This is a genomic window from Aureispira sp. CCB-E, from assembly GCF_031326345.1.
GTDB lineage: Bacteria > Bacteroidota > Bacteroidia > Chitinophagales > Saprospiraceae > Aureispira.
Window position 1 is genome coordinate 1,620,473 of the sequence record NZ_CP133671.1, and the last position, 24,754, is coordinate 1,645,226.

Consider the following 24,754-nt stretch of genomic DNA (forward strand, 5'->3'; position numbering starts at 1 on the left):
CTTTTGGTTAAGAACAGCGCCTTAGTGCCACTAGCATAAGCTAGTTTGGCAAGCTTAGCTAGCTATTGTTGTTCCGTTGTGGTTTTAATGACCACAAAGTAGCGGTATCGCCAACTATTTTTAGTAAGCAAATAGTGTTTTACCAACTGATTTAACTCTATCAACTAGAGTAATTGTGTTTGTATTGAGAGGTACAATATACTCCTTTTTACCAAAAAACTATTGAAGCTTGTTTCTTTTTCTTATTGTCTTTTGTTTGAATATTCTGTAACTTAGTAAGAATTACAAAAACACCTTGGCGAAAATTGTTTTGAGTCAATAGCATGGAGAAACATATGATAGGTTTTAAAACAAGCGATTTTAAAAAAAAGGCTGAAGAAACATGGGCTTCAAAGTATCGGGAAGATGAATTTCCCAAAGACCCTGCTATTCTTCAACACTTACTGAAAGAAGCACAGATTCGGCAAATTGAATTGGAGTTAGAAAAAAAAGAGCTACTACAAATAAGAAGCTTGTTGAAAGAAGCAAGTCAAGAAGCTCAAGTTGGCGTATGGGAATTAGATGTGTCGACTGAAAACATAGATTGGAGTTCTATTATCAGTGCAACTGGTGAAGAAGCTAGTGGAATTGCCTTGAATATAAAAAATGTTCTCAACCTGTATAAGGAAGGACCAGCAAAAGAAAAGATGCAATATTTGGTGCAACGAGCCATTAAAACTGGAGAAGGTTATGATGTAGAAATTCCTTTGATTAACCAAAAAGGAGAGGAGGTTTGGATTAGGACTGTTGGCAAAGCTGAAATGAAAGATGGCAAATGTGTTCGTTTGTATGGTGTTTTTCAGGATATTACAGAACGTAGGATTGTGGCAGAGCAGTTGGCTAATAATGAAGACTTGTTGTCTTCTATACTTAATACTTTGCCTATTGCAGTATTTGCCAAAGATGTTAATAATGATTACAAGTTTTTATTGTGCAATCGAGCTGCTGAAAAATTGTTTAATACAGCTCCAGGAACTTGTATCGGAAAGACTGATTACGACTTGTTTTCTAAAGAAGAAGCAGATTGGTTTAGAAAAAAAGATATTGAGGCAACTGAAAAGGGAGGCGTCATTGATGTTCCAGAAGAAGTCCTTCATGGTGATTCTGACCCCATTTTATTGCATACTCAAAAGACAGTTGTTCGAGATGTAGAAGGAAAACCCTTGTTTTTAATTGGAGTAGCAGAAGATATTACCGAAAAAAAAGCTTCTGAAAGATTATTAAAAGAGACGAACGATAAATTTAAGGCTATTTTTAATGGCTCGAATGATGCGGTTATGCTGTATACATCGGGCAAGTTCTTTGACTGTAATTCCAAGACCTTGGAAATGTTTGCTATTAAAAATAAGTCGATCTTTTCGAAATTAAATGCTTCTGCATTATCGCCAGAATTTCAACCTAATGGGAAATGCTCATTTAAGGCTGCTAACGAAAAAATAGCGTATGCTTTTGAGCATGGGGCTTGTCGTTTTTACTGGCTTCACAAGCGAAGTACAGGAGAAGTTTTTGATGCGGAAGTATCTCTTTCGGCTATTTTTTATAGAGGAGAACGAGTTATTCAAGCTGTTATCAGAGATATATCTGAGGAAAAATCAGCAGAAAGAGCATTACAAAAGTCAAAAGATCAATTGGAAACGCTTTTTGGGTTGTCTCCTGATTTTATGTTTAAGAGTCGTATTAAAGATTTTAAACTAGTAGATATCAATCAACGAGCTTGTGAGTTTTATGGTTATTCCAAAGAAGAATTTCTAGAACTGAACTTGCTGGATATTGAAGTCCATTCGGCAGAGCATCACTTTAGAGATACCATGTATGATGCTTTAGAAATTGGTGAAGTATTAGAAATAGAAGGAATCCATAGAAAAAAAGATGGCTCTACTTTTCCTGTGTTTGTGCGTGTTTGTAAACTAGACGAAGAATATGAGTTGGCAACAATAACAGATATTACGGAACGAAAAAAACAAGAGGCAGAATTACAAAAATTGTCTTTTGTGGCTCAAAAAACAGATAATGCGGTTATTATTTTGGATGAGCAGGTGCGTATAGAGTGGGTCAACGAAGGTTTTGAAAAAATGACAGGTTACACTTCTGAAGAGGCGGTTGGTAAAAAAATTGGTGTATTGTTAGAAGGGGCAGACTATACAGAGACTTTTGAAGAAGAATTAAAAGCAAATGCTACTCAAAACAAAGCATCTCTATATGAAATACCAGGTTATAAAAAAAATAATCAGTTGTATTGGCGATCAACCTCGATTACGCCTTTTTTGGATAGTGATGGATTGTCTAAATATATTGTTATTGAAAGTGATATTACGGAACAAAAACGGATTGCTGATGTCATAAAAGAACGAGAGACATTGGCCGCTGCAAAAGAGCTGGTGGAGCGTAGTGAGAGAAGGTTGGCGGAGGCACAAGGCATTGCAAACATAGGATATTGGGAATTAAATCACTTGACTGGGGAGGAGATCTGGTCGGAACAATTGTATCATATTTTTGAAACTAGCCCAGCTCTTATCACTCCTAGTGAAGCCAATTTCTTACAACATTTACACCCTGAAGATAGAGAAAGAGCGCATGCTTCTTATTTAGAATTGGTTAGAACCCAAAAACCGTATCATATTACTTATCGTTTGTTGTTACCTAATGGCAAATTAAAATATGTCAATGAGCGTTGTCGAGCCGAATTTGATGAAGAAGGACGTCCTTGGCGTTCAATTGGAACGATTCAAGATATTACCGAGCAACGGATAGGAGAGGATAATTTGAGAAAATCTCTAAAAGAAATCCAAGACTTAAAGTATGCATTGGATCAGTCTGCAATGGTGTTGACCATTAACAAAGATGCTAAAATAATGACTGCAAATGCTAATTTCTGCTCATTGTCCAAATACACAGAAGAAGAACTTATTGGCTGTGATTTTCAAATGACAGATTCTAATTATCATTCTAAGTGGTTTCTTCAAAATCTTTGGGAAACGGTCGAACGAGGGGATGTTTGGAAAGGAGAATTAAAAAACAAAACGAAATATGATTCTTATTACTGGGTCGATACTGCTGTTGTTCCATTCTTAGATGAGCAGGGCGTTGTTTCTCAGTATATTGTTATACAGAGAGATATAACTGAAAAGAAACGTTTGGAAGAAGAGTTGGAGCAAAGCAACGAAGCCGAGTTTGCTAAATTGTACCAACAACAACAGTTGCACATAGCAGAAATAGAGGAACGCAGCGCAGAACTAGATCGCTTTTTTAACCTGTCAATTGACATGATTTCTGTGGTAACACCAGATGGTTATGTCAAGAGAATTAACCCTGCTTTTTCAAAAGCTTTAGGATATACTAAAAAAGAATTATTTGCTCAACCCTTGTTAGATTTAATTCATCCTGATGATGTAGAAAATACTAGGAAACAGTTTGTTCGCTTGATGGAAGGGGAGGATATTATGAATTTTGAGAATCGTTGCCGTACTCAATGTAATGAATACCGTTGGATGTCTTGGCGTATTGTTCTAGATAAAGAAAAAGAGTTGATTTATTCCATTACTAGAGATATAACAGAAGAGAAAAATGCTACTAAGAAAATTGAAGATTTGACTTATACGCTCAATCAAACGGCTATTGTGATGATTGTGAGTAGGGATGAGAAAATTGTTTCTGTAAATGATAAATTTTGTGAAATATCAGGTTATAACCGAGAAGATGTCATTGGGCAACACCATGAAATTCTGGACTCATTTCATCATTCGGATACTTTTTGGGAGGATTTAAGAGCGACGATTGAGTCTGGAAAAATTTGGCAAGGAGAAATCAAAGAAAGGGCTAAAGATGGTTCTTTTTATTGGACGTATACCTCTAGTGTTCCTTTCTTGAATGCAGATGGTGAAGTGACTCAGTATATTGTTATACAGGCAGATATTACAGATCGGAAACAGCTAGAAGAAGATTTGAGACAAGCCAAAGAGGAGGCAATTAAAAATGCCAAAATCAAAGAAGATTTCTTGGCAAATATGAGCCATGAAATCCGAACACCAATGAGTGGGGTATTAGGTTTTTCTAGATTATTACTACAAACTTCAATGGATACAACACAGCGCAATTATGCGCAAAGTATTTATAGCTCAGCCGAAAACTTATTGGTTGTTGTAAACGATATTTTGGATGTTTCTAAAATAGAGTCTGGAAAGTTTCAGTTGGATGAAGTAGCCTTTGATTTGAGGAAACGAATAGAAGACAGCCTTAGTATTTTGAGGGTAGACATCGAGAATAAACAATTGAAATTGATTGTTGAAGTAGATGCTCAGATTCCTAAAAAGGTATGGGGAGTGCCCGACCGCCTTTCTCAGATTTTGATTAATTTGGTGGGAAATGCTGTCAAATTTACAAAAATTGGTTCTATTTACTTAACCGTAAAATTGGTGGATCAACATCTGTTTTTTGAGGTAAAAGATACTGGGATAGGTATCGCCGCAGATAAATTAGACGCTATTTTTGAGACTTTTACGCAGGCAGAAAGTTATACAACGAGGGAGTATGGTGGTACTGGGTTGGGACTCAGTATTTCTAAGAAATTGGTTTTGTTAATGGGGGGAGAGATAGGAGTAGAAAGTAAATTAGGAAAAGGCTCTATTTTTTATTTCTATTTGCCGTTTAGGGCAGCAGCTGATAGGGCTTTAACATCAGAAGAGAGTGATGCCGAACAATTTGCTCTGGAGCCTCAACTAGGAGAAAATTTAAAAATATTGGTTGTAGAGGACAATTTAGTCAATCAAGAACTTGCATTAATTTACTTAAATATGCTGCACTGTGATTGTGATTTGGCAAATAATGGCGAAGAGGCTTTGGTGAAACTTTCTGAAAACTCCTACGATTTAATTCTGATGGATATACAAATGCCTAAAATGGATGGCATTGCTGCTACTTTAGAAATTAGAAAAAGAAAGATAATCACTCCAATTATTGCCATGTCTGCACATGCATTGAGCAAGGAAAAAGAAAAGTGTTTTGATATAGGAATGAACGACTATATTGCGAAGCCATTTAAAATAGAAGAATTAAGAACGATTATTATAAAGTATACACACAAAAGGCTAGAGCACCCTAAACGGATTGCTAATACATCCAATACCTTAACAAAAACAACTGCCGCAAACGAAAAAAAATATCAGAATCATTTTGAGCATTTGTTAACTGTAACAGATGGTAACGAACAGTTGGCAAAGGAATTATTACTTTTATTTAAAGAGGAATTATCGAAATTTTGCCAAAATATGGATTTGGCTTTTGATAAAAATGACCGTTCTGTTATTCGTAAGCATTTGCACAAAATAAAACCAAATTTAGAGTTGTTGCACTTAGACGATTGGTACCAAATCTGTGATGGTATTAGCCAGCTGTTGGATACGGAAACCTCTATGGGTACTTTAAAAAAACAGTATCAGATGATGAATGCTGCCGTACCTGATTTGATGGCAGCTATTGAGAAAGAATTGACCTAAAATCCAAGTGCTCTTAATGCCTCTAGAGAAAGTAAAAAATCTTCTCGATGAGCGACCTCTATCACTAAATAGGGAGGCTTTTCTAAAGCTTGAATAGCTTCGAAAAAACCATCAAAATTGACACTTCCTTTGGTAAAGGCAACGTGTTGATCTATGGTGCCGTCATTGCTGTGCAAATGGATATACGCCAAGTGATCGCTATATCCTTTGACCCAACTCAAGGGGCGATTTTGAGCTTTGGTAAAGCAATGACTATGTCCTGTGTCATAACAGGTTTTGAAATTGAGATGGTGGAGACGATCTAAAATGCCCCCTATAAAACTATGATCTTCTTCTTGCGTATTTTCAAGGTGAAGGCATAAATCGTATTGCTCTATTTTGGGAATAAATGTTTTCCAAAATGCTACTTGTTTATCTATCCAAAAATCTTTGTATCCTGGTCGTCGAGAGTGGCTGTAGTTGGTATGAAAAACCAGTTTTTTTATACCTAATTGTATAGCTATATCCAAAGATTGATTGATTCTGAACCGACTAACCGCAACAATTTTGGGATCTCTTGCGGTCATAGATAAATCGTAAAAAGCTCCATGCATGGTAATAGGTTGCGTAAAATCTTTTAGCATAAGTTGATATGCTTGAATTTGCTGTTCTAAATCTGGCGCTTCTAATGACGATGGGTAAGAAAAATAAGACAGCTCAATGCCGACGTTGGCATTTTCCAAGCGGGTTAGAACTTCAGGAGTGACTTTTGCAACAGAAACTAAAAGCGGAATTTTCATGGTGGTATGATTTGGAAATTAAATTCAATAGTTGAGTAGCGTTGTTACTAGGTTATAAAGTTATCAATAATTTTTTCAAAAAGAACCACAATTTTCTACTTAAATACTAAGGCGTTGCTTTTGCAATGAATTATAATGTATTGAAAATATAATACTTAAAAAGGAATTAGAACCTACGAGTACTTTTATAAGGAAGTTATTTTTTAATCGTCTCTTATTGTCGTAATTTTGTGAGCTATATCATTTGTGGAAACAGACCACAGACAAACCAACTATTATGCAAGACACACTTATTACAATAACAATCGTAACCTTTGGCTTTTTATTAGTTGCTAATGTGTTTTTTAGAATAAAAACATTTAGAACATTTAAAAAACTCGCAGAACAAGGAGTTATGTTTAGCAAAGAGCACGTCCTAAGCAAAGAATTACTAGAACGTGAAATTATCTCCAAACATCCTGATAAAAAGGAGTTAATCTTGTCTCATGTCAATAGTATGAAATTATCCATGCGTATTTCAATGCTTTGTATGGTTGTATTAACTATTTGTGGTGCCGTTTTGATGTACTACAGAAAATAAGCAATAAATGAAAAAAAATGCTTCTTTAAAGAAATTACACACGTTCGGTTTAGAGGTACAAGCAGCAGATTATATTTCTGTTGCTCACGAAACTGAATTGCGAAAAATATTGCCCTTGCCTAAAAACCATTTGATCTTAGGTGGAGGGAGTAATATGCTTTTTACAAAGGATTTTGAGGGCTTGGTTATACACAATAAGATAAAAGGGATTGAGGTTGTTGAAGAAAATGAAGAACAAGTATTGGTTCGAGTAGGTGGGGGCGAAATTTGGCATGAATTGGTGCTTTGGGCAATTGAGCAAAATTACGCAGGCTTAGAAAACCTATCGTTAATACCAGGTTCCGTTGGTGCTGCCCCTATTCAAAATATTGGAGCGTATGGCGCAGAGCTAAAGGATGTATTTGATCGTTTGGAAGCTATGAATTTAGAGACAGGAGTAATAGAAACGTTCGGTTTTGAAGATTGTGGGTTTGCGTATCGGGAAAGTATCTTTAAGGGAACTTTAAAAGGAAAGTATTTTATAACAAGGGTGTTGCTGCGTCTATCCAAACAAGCTACATTTAATATCTCGTACGGTGCTATTCAAAAAGTACTAGAGGATACACAAAGCCCTTTGTCTATTCGTTCTATCAGCAATGCTGTGATTCAAATTCGAACCCAAAAACTACCTGATCCTAAAGAAATTGGCAATTCAGGTTCTTTTTTTAAAAATCCTATTGTAGAAATTGCTGTTGCCAAAGCGTTACAAGAAAAATACCCCTCTATTCCTGTATATCCTGTTAATAACGATTTTAATAAATTGGCTGCTGGGTGGTTGATTGATCAGTTGGGGTGGAAAGGTTATCGAAAAGGGGATGCAGGAGTGCATCAACATCAAGCATTGGTTTTGGTCAATCATGGAAATGCAACAGGTGAAGAAATTTGGGCGTTGGCAAAAGAAATACAAGCCTCTGTGCAAAAAGAGTTTGGTATTTTGTTGGAGCCAGAAGTAAATATTATAGCTTAAACCCCAGATTTATGAGTGAATTAACACGAGGACGTAGCTTCGGATATGTGCTTGGTTTAGCTTTTTTACTACCTAAAGAAAAAAATCAATGGCGTATTAATTAAAAATACAGCAAATTATACCCAGATAAGAACATATTTTTCTAATTTTGCAGTTCATAAGGATATTATATGTTAGTATTAATAACAATATATAAAAACTAGTAATACTTTGGACAATAATTTTTCAACAAACAAGACACTCGCTCAATTATTTGTGGGGATTATCGCTGTTGCGTTAATCACGTCTCAGTTTTGGTCTTGTTCAACCGCCCAAGGGATTACTTACATAAACACAACCGTAGAAACAGACGTAGAACAGGATAGGGGACAAGACGTGTTGTTGTTTAAATTGCTTTCGCCTGTAATGCCCGAAGATGGGCAGCAGATTACTAAAAGAAGCATTACCGATGCAAAAAATGTAGACCAAAATCAACCTTTGGTTACCATTCAATATATTCCTGTGCTGGCTTATTTAGAAGGTCTCCCCTTCATTCAGAATGTCAGCCCTTACTCTCTCAAGGATATTCAAGCACATACACCAAATATTGTCTTGTCTACTCCTAAGCGAGGTCCTCCTTGTTCTAAGATGTCTTCGATTAAGTTCGTAGGATAGATACAAAAGAAAAGTACTCTATTGCACAGCATGTTCTTATTCTGTAAAGTAAGCTAAATATGGCTATGAAACTGTTTGAACGAAGGATTAATCCTATTAAAAGCTGTGTGGAGTAAAAAGCAGGAATAACTTATAAAAAACAGAAGAAGGGAATGGCTAGACCATTGCTAAAGTTTAATTATTTGAGGAGACAGAAGCCCTTAATTAAGGAGCTGATAGACTATATTTTGTCTAGTTTTTTATAAGCCAATTATTTTAACCATACTTAAAAAAATCTATATTTGCACTCAATTTGCCCAAAGCTACTGAGCAGGGTAAATTGAGCACAATATTGTCAACTTGCTTAACAAACTAAAAAAGTCAAGTTTGGCGCAGAACAAATTTTTAAGACAAATTATAAAAAGTAATGCAAGGAAAAGCACTGATTAAATTTTTTACAGGCGTAGCATTATTGGTAGTTGCCTATCAATTTTTGCTTTGGTTCCCAACAAGAAGCGTGGAATCTAATGCAGACCAATATGCAGCGGCAGCAGTTTCGCAAATGCCTGATTCAAATGTTAAAGAAGAACGTAGAGATTCGTTCCGTAATGCTTATTTAGATTCTGTTTCTAACAAACCTGTATTTAGCATACCGTTTGTTAAAAGCTACAATTATCAAGAATTAAAACAACAACAAATTGCTTGGGGATTAGACCTTCAAGGTGGTATGAGTGTTGTTATGCAAGTAGATTTGCAAGAACTAATCATTGCATTGTCTGGCAAAAGCAGCAATCCAGAGTTTTTAAAGGCATTGGATCAAGCAAAAATAGCACAACAATCTGCACAAACAGATTATGTGACGTTGTTTGGACAAGAGTATGAAACGTTGACAGATTACCCTTTAGCGCGTTTGTTTTCTGTAAGTGAGCGTTTGAAAGGGGAAGTAACTGTAAATTCTACAAATGAAGAAGTATTGACAGCTATTCGTAAAGTAGCTGCTGAAACAGTAGAAAGCACATACAATTTATTGAAAAAACGTATTGACCGTTACGGTGTTGCGCAACCAGTTGTTTCTTTAGATAAGAATACAGACAGAATTACAGTAGAATTGCCTGGTGTACGTAACCCTAAGCGTGCTAGAAAATACTTGGTTGCTACAGCTAACTTAGAGTTTTGGGAATTGCACCAAAATGCAGATATCCAAAATGAGTTGATTACTTTGAATGAAACGCTAAAAGAGCAACAAAAAATAAAAGAAGGATTACAAGATACTACTTCTAAAGTAGAGGAAGTGCCAACAGTAGCAGAAGAAACGCCTGATTCAACTGGTTTGGAAGGTGATTCTACTTTGAGTGATTTAGGAAGCTTGGAAGGAGAAGGTGATTTGGCAGGTGATTCTACAGATATAGGACCATTGTTCAAAATCCTACAATTGAATTTTGCTCAGAATACTCAACAACTTTCTGGTGTAATTGGTTATGCAGAATTGTCTAACGTAGCAGCAGTAGAAGCTATGTTAAAAAGCAAAGCAGCTAAAAAAGCGTTGGGATCAAAAGCTAGATCAGTTCGTTTTGTATGGGATGCTAAGCCATTTGAAAGTACAGATGGCAAGAATTTCTTGGCACTATATGCTTTGAATACAAAAGGAAGAGACAACTCTGTTTTGAGTGGAGAGCGTGTGGTACAATCGTTCCCAACACCAAACCCAACAGGTAGCGGTTTTGCGGTATCGTTGAGTATGGATCAAGAAGGAGCTCGTATATGGAAAAAAATGACAACAGATAATGTTGGTCGTCAAGTAGCCGTTGTTTTAGATAATAAAGTATACTCTGCTCCTAATGTAAACGAGCCTATCCCTAACGGAAATACGTCTATTTCTGGAGGATTTGAAGAAGTAACAGAGGCAAAAGATTTGGCTAATATTTTGAGTATTGGTAAATTGCCTGCAAGACCAGAAATTATTGAAGAAGCAGTTGTTGGACCTTCTTTGGGAGCAGCTACTGTATCAGCTGGTATTTGGTCATTGGTAGGTGGTTTTGTTTTGGTACTACTATATATGTTGGGATATTATGCAATGGCAGGTGTAATTGCTGTAATTGCTTTGTTCCTAAACGTATTCTTTATTTTTGGTTCTTTGGCTTCATTTGGTACTGTGTTGACATTGCCAGGTATTGCGGGTATCGTATTGACAATTGGTATGGCAGTGGATGCTAACGTAATTATCTTTGAGCGTATTCGTGAAGAATTGAGAGGCGGTCAAGATTGGAAAGCTGCGATTACAAAAGGATTTAGCCATTCGTATTCGGCGATTTTGGATGCTAACATCACGACATTGATTGTTGCGGCTATTCTGTACAACTTTGGTTTAGGACCAATTAAAGGTTTTGCGACAGTATTGATTATTGGTGTTGTTTGTTCAGTGTTCTCTGCGGTATTGATTGGTCGTATGATCTTTGATTCTTACATGGAAAGAAACAAAGAAGTAACGGTATGGGCTAGTTGGTCTAAGAATATTTTGGCAAACCCAGGAATTGATTTTGTCAGCAAGCGCAAAATTGCTTATGGTATCTCTGGATTGGTATTGGCAGCAGGTATTGTTTCTATTTTAACCAAAGGTTTTGAATTAGGGGTAGACCTACAAGGAGGTCGTTCTTATACGGTTCAATTTGCAGAAAATGTAGATGCTTCGGCTTTCAAAACAGAAATTGAGAAAGCATTTGCGACCGTAGAAAAAGACAAGGAAAATGTCAACAAAACAGTTGTAAGAGAGTTTAGCAAAGCTACACAAGCTAAAATTACAACTTCCTTCTTGCAAAAAGAATTGGAAATAGATGCAGATTCTGTTATTTTAAGAAAAGTGTACGAAGGAGCAAAAGCATATTCAGGAAACGATATTAGTTATGAAGATTTTGCAGCAGGAGAACCTGCAGAAGGCGGTCAAGCTGGCGGATTCTACTTGAGTGCATCTTCAAAAGTTGGACCTACTATTGCCGATGATATTCGCAATTCAGCAGGTTGGGCAGCAGGTTTGTCTTTGATATTTATCTTCTTGTATATCTTCTTGCGATTTAGCAGATGGCAGTATAGTGCTGGTGCCTTAGCAGCATTGGTACATGATGTTCTGTTTGTTTTGTCAATCTTCTCTATTTTCAAAGGAATTTTACCATTCTCATTAGAGATTGATCAAGCATTTATTGCCGCTATTTTGACCGTAATTGGATATTCTATCAACGATACGGTGGTTGTATTTGACCGTATCCGTGAGGTAGGAAGAGATATGCAAGACAAAGCTTCGTTCAAAGAAATTGTCAACATTGCTGTTAACAATACAATTAGCCGTACTTGTATTACATCTTTAACTACCTTGTTAGTAGTTTTAATTTTGTTCCTATTTGGAGGATCTGGAATTAGCGGCTTTGCTTTTGCATTGTTGATTGGTATCCTTGTTGGTACGTATTCTTCTATTTTTATCGCAACACCAGTTGTTGTAGACACAACAGGAGATCGCAATATTTTTGATGCACCTGTAGTAGAAGAAGTAAGTGCAGAAGATGAAACGCCACAGGTTTAAGTAACGATTTAAAGGTTCTTGTCTAAAAAAGCAATTGTTTTTATGAGGTCATAACCTTTATCCGCTTGCTTAATTAAACGTTAAATATATTTAAAATGGGCTGTCTCCTAAAGGGGGCAGCCTGTTTTTTTTGAACTAAAAATATCTTTTGTACAAAAAATACCTATCTTTGCCCCATCCAAAATGGACTGATTGTTGAGTAGAAGAATTTTTGAATGAACTATTCTTCCATTTGTTAATGAACAGTATCATGAGTTAATATTTAGGGAATTAAGTATTGATTGAGTTATCTCTTTTATAAGGGGATTTTATTGATAATGAATTTGCTATGGTTGATTTGTGTGTATTGGAAAGGAACTAAATCAGCGAATTATTCAAGAATCAATTTTATTTTAATAAAAAATAGAAGAGGGAATACAAAAGAAATTTTATCACCAAAATCAAGAAGAAAAAATTTCTTACAAAGGGTACCTTCTTTTTTTTCTTCATAAGAAGCTCTCGCTTCACTAAAAGATATAAAACATGAAAGGAAACGATCAATTTGTATCAGCAAAGGATGAATCTCCAAGAATGTTTGAAAACGATATTTTAGACTATTTTTCAAGAGCACATCCGATTTCCGTACCGATTGTATTTGTGCCAATCATTCTTTATTTTTTGTACTCTGCTTTTGTCAATTATGGATTGACAGTCACGAATTTTGTCGCCTTGTTTTTTGCAGGTATTTTAGTTTGGACTTTGTTTGAGTACTTTCTACACCGTTATCTATTCCATTGGCAAATTGATACCGACTGGGGTAGAAGATTACATTTTATGATTCACGGTTGCCATCACGATTACCCAAACGACTCAATGCGTTTGGTTATTCCAACAGGAGCTAGTTTGGTTTTGGCTGTGATTATGTACTGGTTTTTCTACTTCTTTATCGTGTATTTGTTTGGCGGTACGATAGGAATGCACCATGGTTTTTTTGCCTCTTTTGTAATGGGGTATGTAACTTATGACATGATGCACTATGCGACGCATTACGCAAAATTTAAAAACAAATGGTTTAGAGAAATTCAAAAGAACCACTTAGACCATCATTATGTAGATCATGACAAAGGTTTTGGATTGAGTAATGTTTTCTGGGATAGAGTCTTTGGAACAGCTCAAGACAGTATCAAAAAGAAAAAATAATTTGATTTTAATTCTAAAAAAGCTTCTGGAATATATTTTCAGAAGCTTTTTTTTGTAACTTATATAGACCTTTTGCTTTGATTATGAAGGGTTTTGTTTTGGAAAATCTTATTAATGGCAATTGGGAGCGACAGAAAAAAGCCAAGTAACAGAATTTATTAACTAAAACTATAAGCATATGCAACAAAAAATTTTACACTTAATTTTTCTTTTTTTATGGAGTAGTTTCTGCCTAAAAGCACAAACAGACTCCATTAACATGACCAGTTTTGTAGGGGTACCTACAGATGTGGGAATAGACATTATGTGGACGACAGATGGAGAACACAATGTAGCGTATTTTACATTGGAACGTTCTTTAGATGCCATGAGCTTTGAACCAGTCAAAGTCGTGAAACCTCATAAGGATGTGTCAGGAAAGAAAACGTATGCCTACAGCGATGAAAATATATTCAGAGCTCAAGTTTACTATCGAATAACAACACAATTGTCAACAAGTCAAAAAACATCTACCATTATTGCTGTTGTGCGCAATGATCGCTTGAATTTGCCAAATATTATGATTTACCCTACGATCACAAGCCACTCTGTTAATGTAGTCAAAAATTCGACAGAGGACTTATCAGGTGCTTACATTCGTGTTTTTGATATGTCAGGGCATTTGTTGATCAACAAACCTGTAAAAGGGAATTTTTTAGTAGAAACGATTGATGTTTCTACGTACGAAGCAGGAGCCTATGTCATTGAATTATACAAAGATAAATTTGCCAAACAAGCAAAATTTATCAAGCAATACTAGGTAGGCAGATTATCTAAACCAAAATTAAAAAACAGTTCTAAGAATTCGTCTAAAAGTTGTAATCCCCATTCGTTGTTGATAGAGGAAGAATAATTTTTAGAAATACTCTAAATTCTTAGAACTGTTTTTTTTATCTTTGAACCATGAAAGAAATTGAGTTTAAAGAAGTTGATCAAGTTGGAGGAGATACTCTAGACGTCATCAGTAACGCTAATAAGTTCAATCGTTGGACTTATGATACCATACGCCCTTTTTGCAAAGGAAAGATCTTAGAAATAGGAAGTGGCGTTGGGAATATTTCTCAGTTTTTTTTGGAAGATGGTGCACCTATTTTACTCTCCGATATTCGTAAAGGCTATTGTAGCGAGCTCAAACACAAATTCCAAGCGTACCCGAATTTGGAAGGAGTAGAACTAATTGATTTGGTTGACCCTGCTTTTGACGAAAAGTTTAAGGATTTATTAGGTACTTTTGATACCCTTTTTTCACTAAATGTTGTGGAGCATATCTATGATGATAATTTAGCGATTCACAATGCAAAAAAATTACTCAAAAGAGGAGGTCGTTTAATTATCTTGGTACCATCTTATCAATTTCTATTCAATGGTTTAGACAAGGAATTAGATCATTATAGACGTTATAATAAAAAGACATTGAGTGCGCTTTTTGATAAAAATGATCTAAAAATTATCAACAAGCAGTATTTCAATTTTATGGGAATATTTGCTTGGTTTATTTCTGGAAAATTGCAAAGAAACGAAACCATTCCAGAAGGACAAATGGGCTTATACAATGCGTTAGTGCCTATTTTTAAGATAATTGACCACATCGTATTTAGAGCAGCAGGTTTGTCTACAATTGTAGTAGGCGAAAAGAAATAAAGTTGCTTTGGGCAAGCTTTCTCCAAGTTTTAAAATCGGGTAATCACTAGCACAAAATCTTAATGAATTACATCACTACTTGATAGATTACCGCCAACGAATAATAGTTAACAGAAACTACGCAGTAGCAGCGAACCCAGCTATGCGAGCTTACGACCGCAGGAAATAACAAAGCTAACTAAAAGCGCAGCGCTCACGAAGTACCACGCAGTAGCAGCGAAGCTAATCAACGAACTACTAAACCAAATAAAGAGCAAAAATTACCAAATACTAAAGCACCCTTCTTTTATGAGGGATCGGTTCGATGTTTGAAATAAATAGTTCGTTGATTAGAAACCTAGGAAACCTCAACCTAGGGCTATTTCATAATGTTTATATTGACTCCCATAGAATGAGAACGCTAAAAAAACATCCTAAAAAAATACTTGCTTGCTTCTTACTTTGTAGCATAGTTTATTATTATTGTTTGCCCCAAAAGTTATTTCAAGACCCCGTTTCTACCGTTTTATTTGATAAAAAGGGAGCTTTATTAGGAGCTAAAATAGCAACCGATGGTCAATGGCGTTTCCCACACAATGATAGTGTACCAGACAAGTTTAAACAGGCGATTATAGCGTTTGAAGACAAGCGATTTGAAGACCATTGGGGCGTTGACATATGGGCTATATTGAGAGCAATACGATTGAACACACAACAAGGTCGTCGAGTGAGTGGGGGGAGTACCATTACAATGCAAACCCTTCGAATGGCTCGCAAAAATCCACAACGTACCCTTGTTGAAAAAGTCAAAGAAGCTATCTTGGCTACTCGATTAGAATGGTCGTATTCTAAAGAGAAAATATTGGCTATGTATGCTTCTAATGCCCCTTTTGGTGGGAATGTAGTTGGGTTAGATGCTGCTGCATGGAAGTATTTTGGAAGAAGTGCCGCTCAATTATCTTGGGCAGAGTCGTGTATGTTGGCCGTATTGCCGAATAGTCCTAGTTTGATCCATTTGGGAAGAAATCGGACTAAATTAAAAAAGAAACGAGATTGGTTATTATCAAAACTTTGTGCCAATGGTGCCATGGACAGCATTACTTGCCAATTGGCACAGTTAGAACGTTTGCCTGACAAACCCAAACCATTGCCTCGTTGGAGTCCTCATTTGTTGGAACGTGTCCATCAAGAACTTGTTTTGAGTCAGCAACACAAAGGGATTATACATTCTACTATTGATTTGAATTTACAAGTTCAAGTGAATGAAATTTTGGATCGCCATTATCAAGTTTTAAAATCAAATGAAATTTATAATGCAGCAGCTTTGGTAGTAGATGTGGCAACAGGGGATGTAATCGCCTATGCTGGGAATGTGCCGCACGCTGCTCAGGAGCACAGCCCTGCTGTTGATATTATTACAGCACCTAGAAGCAGTGGCTCTATTTTAAAACCTTTTTTGTATGCGGCGATGCTACACGATGGAGAAATGACTTCACAAACCTTATTGCCAGATATACCCTCGCATTTTGGCGGATATACACCTAAAAATTATGATAAGAGTTATTCGGGGGCAGTACAGGCGAATCAAGTAATTACGAGATCCCTAAATATTCCCTCTGTACACATGTTAAAGCGTTATGGTATGATGCGTTTTGCGGATAAACTGAGACGGATTGGAATGACCACTTTGACGCATTCTGCCAAGCATTATGGATTGACATTAATTTTAGGGGGTGCCGAGACTAGTTTGTGGGATTTGGGAGCAATGTATGGTGGAATGGCTCGAAATTTAGCCAATAGTTATACCTATAATGGTTTGTATGATTCTAATAATTTTAGAGCATTAAATTACTTAAAAGAAAATTCTCAAGGAGTATTAAAAGGAGAGGAGCAAAATAAATTACAAAAAAATACGCCTTTATCAGCAGGGGCTATTTGGCATACCTTTCAAGCCATGCAGGAAGTTGTTCGCCCCAATGAGGAAGTCTTTTGGAAAAGTTTTCCTTCAGCGCACCGAGTAGCGTGGAAAACAGGAACAAGCTTTGGGTTTAGAGATGCTTGGGCAGTGGGTTGTACTCCAAAGTATGTTGTGGCTGTTTGGGCGGGCAATGCCGATGGAGAAGGGCGTCCAGGTCTGGTTGGTGTGCATGCCGCTGCTCCAATTTTATTTGATATTTTTCATGTGCTAAACCCAGGAAGGCTTTGGTTTGAAAAACCACATGATGACTTGGTCGATTTGGCTGTCTGTGCCCATAGTGGACATATTGCTTCGGAGTATTGTACGAATGTGATTAGAAGGGCAGAACCTAAAGTTGCGACTAAATCTAAGGTTTGTCCTTATCATAAAAGAATTCATTTATCCAAAGATGGCAATTATCAAGTGCACAGCGATTGTGTATCGCCAATGGATATGCAACATGCTAATTACTTTGTTTTACCTCCCACTCAAAGTTGGTATTATAGAAAAAAACATCCTAGTTATAAAATCCTGCCTGAGTATAGAAGTGATTGTAAGAATAGTCTTGCTAGTCATCAAAAAAAACAGATGGCATTGGTTTATCCAGAGGCTAATATGAAAATTTATGTACCAACAAATTTAGATGAAACCAAAAGTAGAACGGTTTTTGAAGCAAAACATACCAATGCTTCTACTCAAATTTTTTGGCACTTAGACAATGTTTATATTGGTCAAACTCAAGAATTGCATTATATGGAGTTAAATCCTGAGGCAGGAATGCACACCATTACGATTGTAGATGAAGATGGAAGTGCGATTAGTCGCCAATTTGAGATTATTGCTTCTGAGGATGAGGAAAGCTAGAAAAATGTCTCCTTATTCAAATTGTATTTTTGCTATTATTAACAAAAAAAGTTATCTTGTATAGATGTCAAAAAAAAGTAAAATACATAGAGGACGCTTTCAAGCCCAAGGCAATGGTTTAGAAGAGTCAGAATCATGGGCACAAGATAAACCACTTTCCGTTTCTAGTGCACTTGCGCTATTACGTAGTTTGATTGCTAAACTAACTCCTAGTGATTACGCCAAACGAAAGAAAGCATTTGAAAAAGCAGAAGAATTTGTAGAAAATGCAAGTGAAAATGGAGGGATATTTGCTGTGATAAAAAAGACCTTTAAGGTAAAAGGTTCTAAAGATGAACGGGTAGATATAGAAGTGTTAGGTGGTAAAGCGTTTGTTAAAAATGATGAAAATGAATAAAAATGGTTGCTGTAGTTAGAGAAAAAGATTTTCTGTACAAAAATTTTTTAGAGAAAAAGAAGATTTACAGTCAAAATGAATCTTATTGGAAGAGATATGTAAGAAATGTACTAGAACCTAAAGTGATAGAACATGAATTTTGGTTGAAGAATGAATATGCCAATGGTACTAAAATTTATGATGGTAATCCAATTTATAGTGCAAAATTGCAAAATAGAAAAGCAATTAGAATAATACAAGAAGAACCAGAAAGTGATACACTTCAAATTTCTGCTTGGATTGAAGAAATAGAAGATGAACACCAAAATAAAATAGAAGAATTGGTTATCTCTTTGGAATTAACAAGAACTACTCGAAAACTTGCGTTAGAATTAATCAAGGAGTGGGCATTGGATGAAGTATCAAAGGAAAAAATGATGTCTTGGATACCAGAAAAAATTGATTAATAATTTTTTATAGAGAATGGCATTAAATCTTTCAAGACTTGATGCCATTCTTATTTTATATAGGTTAGAGGTAAGTTTTGTTACCAAACCTCATATGTTATTATTATGATAATAACCCCCAATTATTAGGAACTTAAAGATTAGTTTTTTAACTTAGTTTTTAGTTATTCTGTAAGCTAGTCTTCAGAATAGCCCAATAATCAACATATTAATAAATTACAGCATAGAAAATAACAATCATATGACAAGGATACTCACACCCTTAGAATTACAAGTCATGAACTTGCTGTGGAAAAAAGAAAAGGTCTTTATAAAAGACCTTTTGGAAGCTTGGCCCGTAGATGAATCGGGAAAAAAACCGGCTTACAATACAATTTCTACTATTGTTAGAATTCTTGAAAAAGATAAAGGTTTTATAGGATATAAAGCTTATGGTCGTACCCATGAGTATTATCCCCTAATTACAAAAAGTGATTATCAAAAAACATTTTTGAAGAACGCAATTGACAAAGTTTTTTCTGGCTCTGTAACGAGTTTGGTCTCTGCATTGGTGGATGATGAAAAAGTCAATCAAGACGAAATTGATGAATTAAAACGCTTGTTGGAGGAATAATAATATAGGAGAGGAAGCCAGCTAGAAAAATAAGCCAATTATTGAAACGTTTTCTAAGTTGGTAAAGTAAAGACACAAATCTTTTCAACGTTACGTTCTATAAGTATAAACTCGTTTAGACATTTTCTCAATACTAGGAATATGGTGCACTATATACTATTATCCTGTCTCCTTTCGATGATTGGAGGAGGACTTTATTTTTTTGTATTACAAAAACGTTTGCAAGTATTGCAGGCGAAGTACGTTTTATTAGGTATCTTAATATTAAGTTGGATGATACCTATAATGGTACCTAGTTTACCCAATTATACGCAAGAATTGGGAGCTGAATATCTAGTTGATTATAGGAATTATGACGCTTGGAATGTTGTAGATATTCAAGATGAGAATTTGGTGGCCTGTTATGAAGATGCTGCCAACAGCCGAGAACAATGTCATTGTGAAGTCAAGCAACAATCAGATGTGCTGTATTATCAATCTAACACATACTATAACTTTATTATTACCTGTAAGAGTCCTTTGTTTTGGTTCTTTGTAGGAATGATGTTACTTTTCTTGTTGGATTTTGTATTAAAGTTGGCTTGTTTGATTTACTTGGCACAGATTAGTCCAAGAGAACAACGAACCTTAGGAGGAAGTACGTTTTATTTGTTGCGCCCAAAACAAAATTTACCGCTGTCCATTAGCTCTTTTAGTTTGTGGAATCATTATATTTTGTTGGATAGCCACTTAGAGGCTAATTTTTCAGATCGAGAAATGGAAGCTATTTTATTACATGAAGTAGCTCATTTACAACAACGAGATACTTGGCAGCAAATGCTGTTGTCGATTTTAAAGATTTTTTGGTGGATGCAACCCATGTATTATTACATTAAGCGAGAGTTAGAGGAATTGAATGAGTATGTTGCGGATGATTTTGCGGTTCAACATTTGGGAGATGCCAAATTTTATGCTAGAATATTATTAAAAGCTAAAGAACAGCAAACGCAACACAATGAATTAAGCTTAGTGGCTTGTTTTGCACAGGGTTTGTTCAAACAGCGTATTTTGAGATTGATTAATACGCCTACACCACATGCTAAACCCAATTGGATTTTTTCTCTACTACTTGTTGGTGTAGTTTTTTGGAGTACTAGTGTTGTTGCCTTGCCTATTTTACAAGAACATGATATAGCGATTCAACAATATGAAATCTTACAAAAAAAGAATTCTATAACAGGTAAACATGAGTTTTGTAAGAGTTGTATTTTTGACGAGCTCAACAAAGAACACTAGACATTATCAGGAATAGAGATGTATAGTCGGAAAATCAAGATATTTTTTTAGGCATACCATTTCATTTGTGATAATGTCTAAAAAAAATGGATTATCAACTAGTTCTTGATAATCCATTCTTTTTTAATAAATCACTTATTCAACACTATCTACGCGAATGCTATCAATGATATTGATACTAGGTAACTCTTCTTTAGGAGCTTTCGGGGCAAAATAAGCTAAATCTCGCATACCTGAGTATTGGGTTAGGTACCATTTATTGTCAATCAGCGAAAATAGATTTTCAATCATAAAGGCATCTTGAACGATAATGCGTTCTCGCATTACATCATCCATGTCATAAAAAGGAAGTACATTGATTTGATCACTCTTGGGATCTACTGCCTTTTTGAATCTCCAATTGTCTATTTCCCAATAAAAAGGCTTCGTATCTCCATTAGGATTATTTCCTAACAAAGGGAACTCAATTCGTCGTATTTGGAATAGACTATCTGAATAAAATTTTTCGTGAAAAGCTTGGAAATCTTCTCGTCCGCGTTCATCGGTAGGAAGAGATTCTTCGGATGAAGTACAGGCAAAAAATGAGAAACTGATTAAAAGGAGTAAGACGGATATTATTTTCATATGTTTTAGAATAATACTTCGTTGCTTTTTTTTTTCACAAACTAATAGACTCACGAAGTAAAAACATAAAAAAGCATCTTGCATTAGTGTAGCTGTGCTGCCGCTACGTGGTACTTTGTGAGAGCTTTGCTGTTGATTATCAGTTTTATAGTATAAAGATTAATAAAGGAAAGTTTTACTGATAATCAAAATGATACGATTTGCGAACGGAGTAATGTTAGAACGAAAGTTATAAAATTGCTATTAGAATTGACTTGTTTACTTAATTTTAATAAAGTACTGAATTGGTTATTTTGAACAACAAAGTACTAAAATTTTTCCAACGTACATGACCAAAGTGCGGCTAACTATTGATACTATTAACTCAATATTATTCTTTGGTTACAACACAAAGATAATAATTTAACGTCTTTTCATAAAAAACTTGATAGCTTGCCTCAAAATTTGGCTTTCGAATAACCGCAGTAGTGCTTCCTTTAGAAGTTATCTCAAAGGGGCTAATGTGCAAATGCCGTATGAAATCTACTTTTCCTAAGGCATAGGCTTTAAATAAAGCTTCTTTTATACCCCAGTAAATGTGTAAGTAGTCGATGTATTGAGGACTTTTTTGGAGTACGGCTAATAAATCCTTAGCAATGTATTTGCTAGCAATACGCTCTAATTTAGGAGTAGGGATTTGTAAGTCAATTCCTATAGCTTGTTTGGATTTAGCAACAGCGATGTAAGCACCGCTGTGACTGATAGAAAGCTCTAAAGCTTGTGTTTGTAACTCTAGTTTCCCCAAGGCATTTTTTTGAAAATTTCGGTAAGAGGTATGAAAGAGCTCTTGTAGACCACATCGACTAGCCAACCATTGTTGAAAAGCTAGAGGATTGCTATATTTTTGTTGCAAGAGTAATAATTCATTATTAGTAAGTTCTAGAAGTTCTGCAAAAAAATGCAAGGGTTCTGTAACGTTCCAAATGAGTATTTCAAATGCAGGAGATTGGTATGTTTGTAAAATAGGCATATTACAAATATACGCTTTGCTTAGTAGTAGTTCGTTGATTTTTTACTTTTTTATCAAAAAGATAAAAAAGCACATTGATATTAGTTTAGCTGCGCTGCTACTTCGTGAGTGCTGCGCTTTTAGTTAGCTGCGCTGCTACTTCGTGGTACTGCGTGAGCGCTTTGCTTTTAGTTAGCTACGCTGCTAACTATTTAGGAAAAGACATAAAAAAAGCCCTTCGGTCAATCACTCCAAAGGGCATAAGGGATATTAAAATAACTAATTTCATTAAATCTTCTATAAGTAAGGGATCACTTAGGAAGAAATACTAATTCAACTATCTACTACAAATATATAAGAGCTTACCTAAAAAATAAAACACAAAAAAAGAGAAAACTTAGTTTTAGTAGTGCACTTTTGTAGTATAATAAAGTATTGAATTTAAGTGTTGGTTTTGGTTTTAATGTGTTGTTATATAGTGTTTTATGTTTGGTTTGTGTTTGTGGGGAGGCTGATTGAAAAACTTAAAAAAAACGTAGAAATCTTAAAGGAATTATTTGTGTAGCATTTGGGATAAAATTCGTTTAAATAAGGTTTTGTTAGGATCATGAGCTCTTATTTCTAACAAATCTTCAATTCCTTGTTCGACGCTATTGCGGACTATGTTTTTTAATTCTTGTATTGCCTCTTTGTCGTTGGCTTTACCTTTGTAGGGTTCTGTTAGGATCGGTTGACCAAATTTGTAGTAAAAACGCTGAGGTTTAGGGAGAGGAGTTAGCCCAACTCCTTTAACGAGTGGAATGATCATATCTTTACGAGCACCAAACTGTTTGAGCAAAGTCCCTAGCGGCGAGGATAAAATTTCTTCACTATCCCAGACCAGTTCGTAACATTCTTCAGCACCTACGGCAGAAAAAGGAACGATTGTGCATTGGTGTTCAATCGCCATTTTAGCAAAACCAGCCCGATTGTTCCATTTTAACCGATAAGCTTCGCCTTTATTTTTAAAGGCTTCTCTAGCTCCTCCAGGAAAGACCAAGGTATATTGTTTGTCTTTCATGAGTTGGGTGCAGTGTGCTCTACTAGCCTCTACCATTCCAAATTTGCCAGCTAAATCTCGCCAAAAAGGTATTTTAAAATGTGCTCTATCGCCCAATGAATAAGTGAAAATATCTTTATCATTATACAATTTAAACCACATAATACTCGCATCCCAAATGCCTAATAATGTATGGTTTCCAACAAATAAAACAGGACCTTCTTCTGGAATTAAATCGGCGTCATAAAACACAGGGTCATTTAACCAAAACAAAGGCTTGAAGAGTTGAAACATTTGCTTTACTTCTTTGGGAGATGGGCGCTTTGTTAAATCCATAATAAATTGGTATTTGATAAGAACAATAGTATGTTGTAAAATGATATTTATTACTAGTTGTTATTTAATTAGTTTGGTGCGCTCATGAAGGCGCTGTCGCTTAGTTGCCTATGGTGTTAACTCTTGTAGTTGCCCCAAAAGGCAGTATTATAAAATTAATAAAAAAATAACAAGTTCGTATAGTATAATTGCTCTACTGTTTCAATTATCTTTGAATAACTACTTACCTAGATAATCTTATGGAACAAACAATAACCTAAATAAAAGTTTTGGGAGGTCGATTTAAAATAACTCAATGATATGAAAAAAGAAAATAAGGTATATATTGCTACTAGTTTAGATGGCTATATAGCAGATCAAAATGGAGGATTAGATTGGTTGCATTCTATTCCCAATCCAGAAAATTCAGATATGGGCTATGCTGATCTTACAGCAAGTATAGATGCATTGGTTATGGGAAGAGTTACTTTCGAGACGGTTTGCAGTTTTGATATTGATTGGCCTTATCAAAAACCTGTCTTTGTATGGAGTAGGACATTGAAAGAGGTTCCAGCTTCGTTAAAGGATAAGGTGTATTTGGTGAAAGGCACAGTCGGTGAAATTTTGGAGCAAATTCATCAAAAAGGCTTTTATAAGCTTTATATAGATGGAGGGAAAACCATTCAAAGTTTTTTGAAAGAAGACTTAGTCGATCGTATGATCATCACAATTATTCCTAAACTGTTGGGTGGTGGATTTCCATTGTTTGCAGAACTTCCCTCCGTTTTAGACTTTGAATGCATCGACACCCAATTGTTCTCTAATCAAGTTGTACAAAATACTTTTGTGCGAAAACACGCCATAAATCATGAAACTACAACCTAAAACTTTATTTCTTATAGATGGCTTTGGAGCTTTATTATCTGCTTTTTTATTGGGTGTTGTATTAGTTCGGTTCGAACCTATTGTAGGAATGCCAGTTTCTACTTTGTATTTATTGGCTTTTTTGCCTTGCCTTTTTGCTTTGTACGATTTAATTTGTTATCTGAAGGTTAAGAAGCAAGTGTTATTATTTCTAAAAGGAATAGCAACAGCGAATTTATTGTATTGCATTTTATCCACTTGTTTGGTTGTCCATCATTATGCTCAACTGACAGCATTAGGTTTGGTTTATTTCATAATGGAATTGATTATTGTCTTAATTTTAGTAATCCTTCAATTTAAAACAGCCTATAAAGAATCAACGAATTCCTAGTAGCAGCAGAGCTAATTATTACAAGAAAGCAAAGCTTCATAAC

19 protein-coding genes are annotated in these 24,754 nt (G+C 35.4%); 15 read left to right on the forward strand and 4 right to left on the reverse strand.

What is annotated here, in order from left to right; genetic code table 11:
• The first annotated feature begins 323 nt into the window (after window positions 1–323).
• The gene (locus tag QP953_RS06255; protein WP_309554319.1) at window positions 324–5,531 is read left to right on the forward strand and encodes a PAS domain S-box protein; all 5,208 of its coding nucleotides are present in this window, start codon (window positions 324–326) and stop codon (window positions 5,529–5,531) included.
• On the opposite strand, the gene QP953_RS06260 is transcribed toward QP953_RS06255, so the two are convergent.
• Window positions 5,528–6,310, reverse strand: a complete 783-nt coding sequence (locus QP953_RS06260; RefSeq protein ID WP_309554320.1) for a TIM barrel protein — start codon at window positions 6,308–6,310, stop codon at window positions 5,528–5,530. The two genes, QP953_RS06255 and QP953_RS06260, sit on opposite strands and share 4 nt — an antisense overlap.
• 277 nt (window positions 6,311–6,587) lie before the next feature.
• On the opposite strand from QP953_RS06260, the gene QP953_RS06265 reads away from it, so the two are divergent.
• From QP953_RS06265 to QP953_RS06320, 12 genes are all read left to right on the forward strand, one after another.
• Window positions 6,588–6,890, forward strand: coding sequence for a hypothetical protein (locus QP953_RS06265; protein WP_052596641.1), 303 nt, complete (start codon window positions 6,588–6,590; stop codon window positions 6,888–6,890).
• Between the two features lie 7 nt (window positions 6,891–6,897).
• The gene (murB, locus tag QP953_RS06270; protein WP_309554321.1) at window positions 6,898–7,896 is read left to right on the forward strand and encodes a UDP-N-acetylmuramate dehydrogenase; all 999 of its coding nucleotides are present in this window, start codon (window positions 6,898–6,900) and stop codon (window positions 7,894–7,896) included.
• A gap of 210 nt (window positions 7,897–8,106) precedes the next feature.
• Window positions 8,107–8,550: a hypothetical protein gene (locus QP953_RS06275; protein WP_309554322.1), complete on the forward strand. Its 444-nt coding sequence runs from the start codon at window positions 8,107–8,109 to the stop codon at window positions 8,548–8,550.
• Window positions 8,551–8,956: 406 nt separating this feature from the next.
• Window positions 8,957–12,100: a protein translocase subunit SecDF gene (gene secDF / locus QP953_RS06280; protein ID WP_309554324.1), complete on the forward strand. Its 3,144-nt coding sequence runs from the start codon at window positions 8,957–8,959 to the stop codon at window positions 12,098–12,100.
• Window positions 12,101–12,622: 522 nt separating this feature from the next.
• On the forward strand, window positions 12,623–13,279 hold the full coding sequence (locus tag QP953_RS06285; protein ID WP_052596649.1) for a sterol desaturase family protein: 657 nt from the start codon (window positions 12,623–12,625) through the stop codon (window positions 13,277–13,279).
• Between the two features lie 178 nt (window positions 13,280–13,457).
• Window positions 13,458–14,078, forward strand: a complete 621-nt coding sequence (locus QP953_RS06290; protein ID WP_052596651.1) for a T9SS type A sorting domain-containing protein — start codon at window positions 13,458–13,460, stop codon at window positions 14,076–14,078.
• A 143-nt stretch (window positions 14,079–14,221) separates the two neighbouring features.
• The gene (locus QP953_RS06295) at window positions 14,222–14,959 is read left to right on the forward strand and encodes a methyltransferase (protein ID WP_309554326.1); all 738 of its coding nucleotides are present in this window, start codon (window positions 14,222–14,224) and stop codon (window positions 14,957–14,959) included.
• 391 nt (window positions 14,960–15,350) lie between these two features.
• Window positions 15,351–17,759, forward strand: a complete 2,409-nt coding sequence (gene pbpC, locus QP953_RS06300; RefSeq protein ID WP_309554328.1) for a penicillin-binding protein 1C — start codon at window positions 15,351–15,353, stop codon at window positions 17,757–17,759.
• A 64-nt stretch (window positions 17,760–17,823) separates the two neighbouring features.
• Window positions 17,824–18,156 (forward strand): hypothetical protein, encoded by a 333-nt coding sequence (locus tag QP953_RS06305; protein ID WP_052596655.1) that lies wholly within the window; start codon window positions 17,824–17,826, stop codon window positions 18,154–18,156.
• 2 nt (window positions 18,157–18,158) lie between these two features.
• Window positions 18,159–18,602 carry a hypothetical protein gene (locus tag QP953_RS06310; protein WP_052596657.1) on the forward strand — a complete coding sequence of 148 codons (444 nt, stop codon included), beginning with the start codon at window positions 18,159–18,161 and terminating at the stop codon, window positions 18,600–18,602.
• Between the two features lie 241 nt (window positions 18,603–18,843).
• Window positions 18,844–19,215, forward strand: a complete 372-nt coding sequence (locus QP953_RS06315; RefSeq protein WP_052596659.1) for a BlaI/MecI/CopY family transcriptional regulator — start codon at window positions 18,844–18,846, stop codon at window positions 19,213–19,215.
• A gap of 273 nt (window positions 19,216–19,488) precedes the next feature.
• Window positions 19,489–20,490: a M56 family metallopeptidase gene (locus QP953_RS06320; RefSeq protein ID WP_309554329.1), complete on the forward strand. Its 1,002-nt coding sequence runs from the start codon at window positions 19,489–19,491 to the stop codon at window positions 20,488–20,490.
• 135 nt (window positions 20,491–20,625) lie between these two features.
• Here QP953_RS06320 and QP953_RS06325 read toward each other — a convergent pair whose 3' ends face one another.
• The 3 genes from QP953_RS06325 to QP953_RS06335 all read right to left on the reverse strand — a co-directional run bounded on the left by QP953_RS06325 (window position 20,626) and on the right by QP953_RS06335 (window position 23,477).
• Window positions 20,626–21,114, reverse strand: coding sequence for a hypothetical protein (locus tag QP953_RS06325; RefSeq protein WP_309554330.1), 489 nt, complete (start codon window positions 21,112–21,114; stop codon window positions 20,626–20,628).
• 370 nt (window positions 21,115–21,484) lie between these two features.
• On the reverse strand, window positions 21,485–22,123 hold the full coding sequence (locus QP953_RS06330; protein WP_052596665.1) for a 4'-phosphopantetheinyl transferase superfamily protein: 639 nt from the start codon (window positions 22,121–22,123) through the stop codon (window positions 21,485–21,487).
• A gap of 532 nt (window positions 22,124–22,655) precedes the next feature.
• Complete coding sequence (locus QP953_RS06335; protein WP_052596667.1) at window positions 22,656–23,477, reverse strand: lysophospholipid acyltransferase family protein; 822 nt, start codon at window positions 23,475–23,477, stop codon at window positions 22,656–22,658.
• A gap of 300 nt (window positions 23,478–23,777) precedes the next feature.
• On the opposite strand from QP953_RS06335, the gene QP953_RS06340 reads away from it, so the two are divergent.
• On the forward strand, window positions 23,778–24,341 hold the full coding sequence (locus QP953_RS06340; protein ID WP_309554331.1) for a dihydrofolate reductase family protein: 564 nt from the start codon (window positions 23,778–23,780) through the stop codon (window positions 24,339–24,341).
• Complete coding sequence (locus tag QP953_RS06345) at window positions 24,325–24,711, forward strand: hypothetical protein (protein WP_052596671.1); 387 nt, start codon at window positions 24,325–24,327, stop codon at window positions 24,709–24,711. The genes QP953_RS06340 and QP953_RS06345 overlap by 17 nt, the downstream gene beginning before the upstream one ends.
• Window positions 24,712–24,754: the final 43 nt, after the last annotated feature.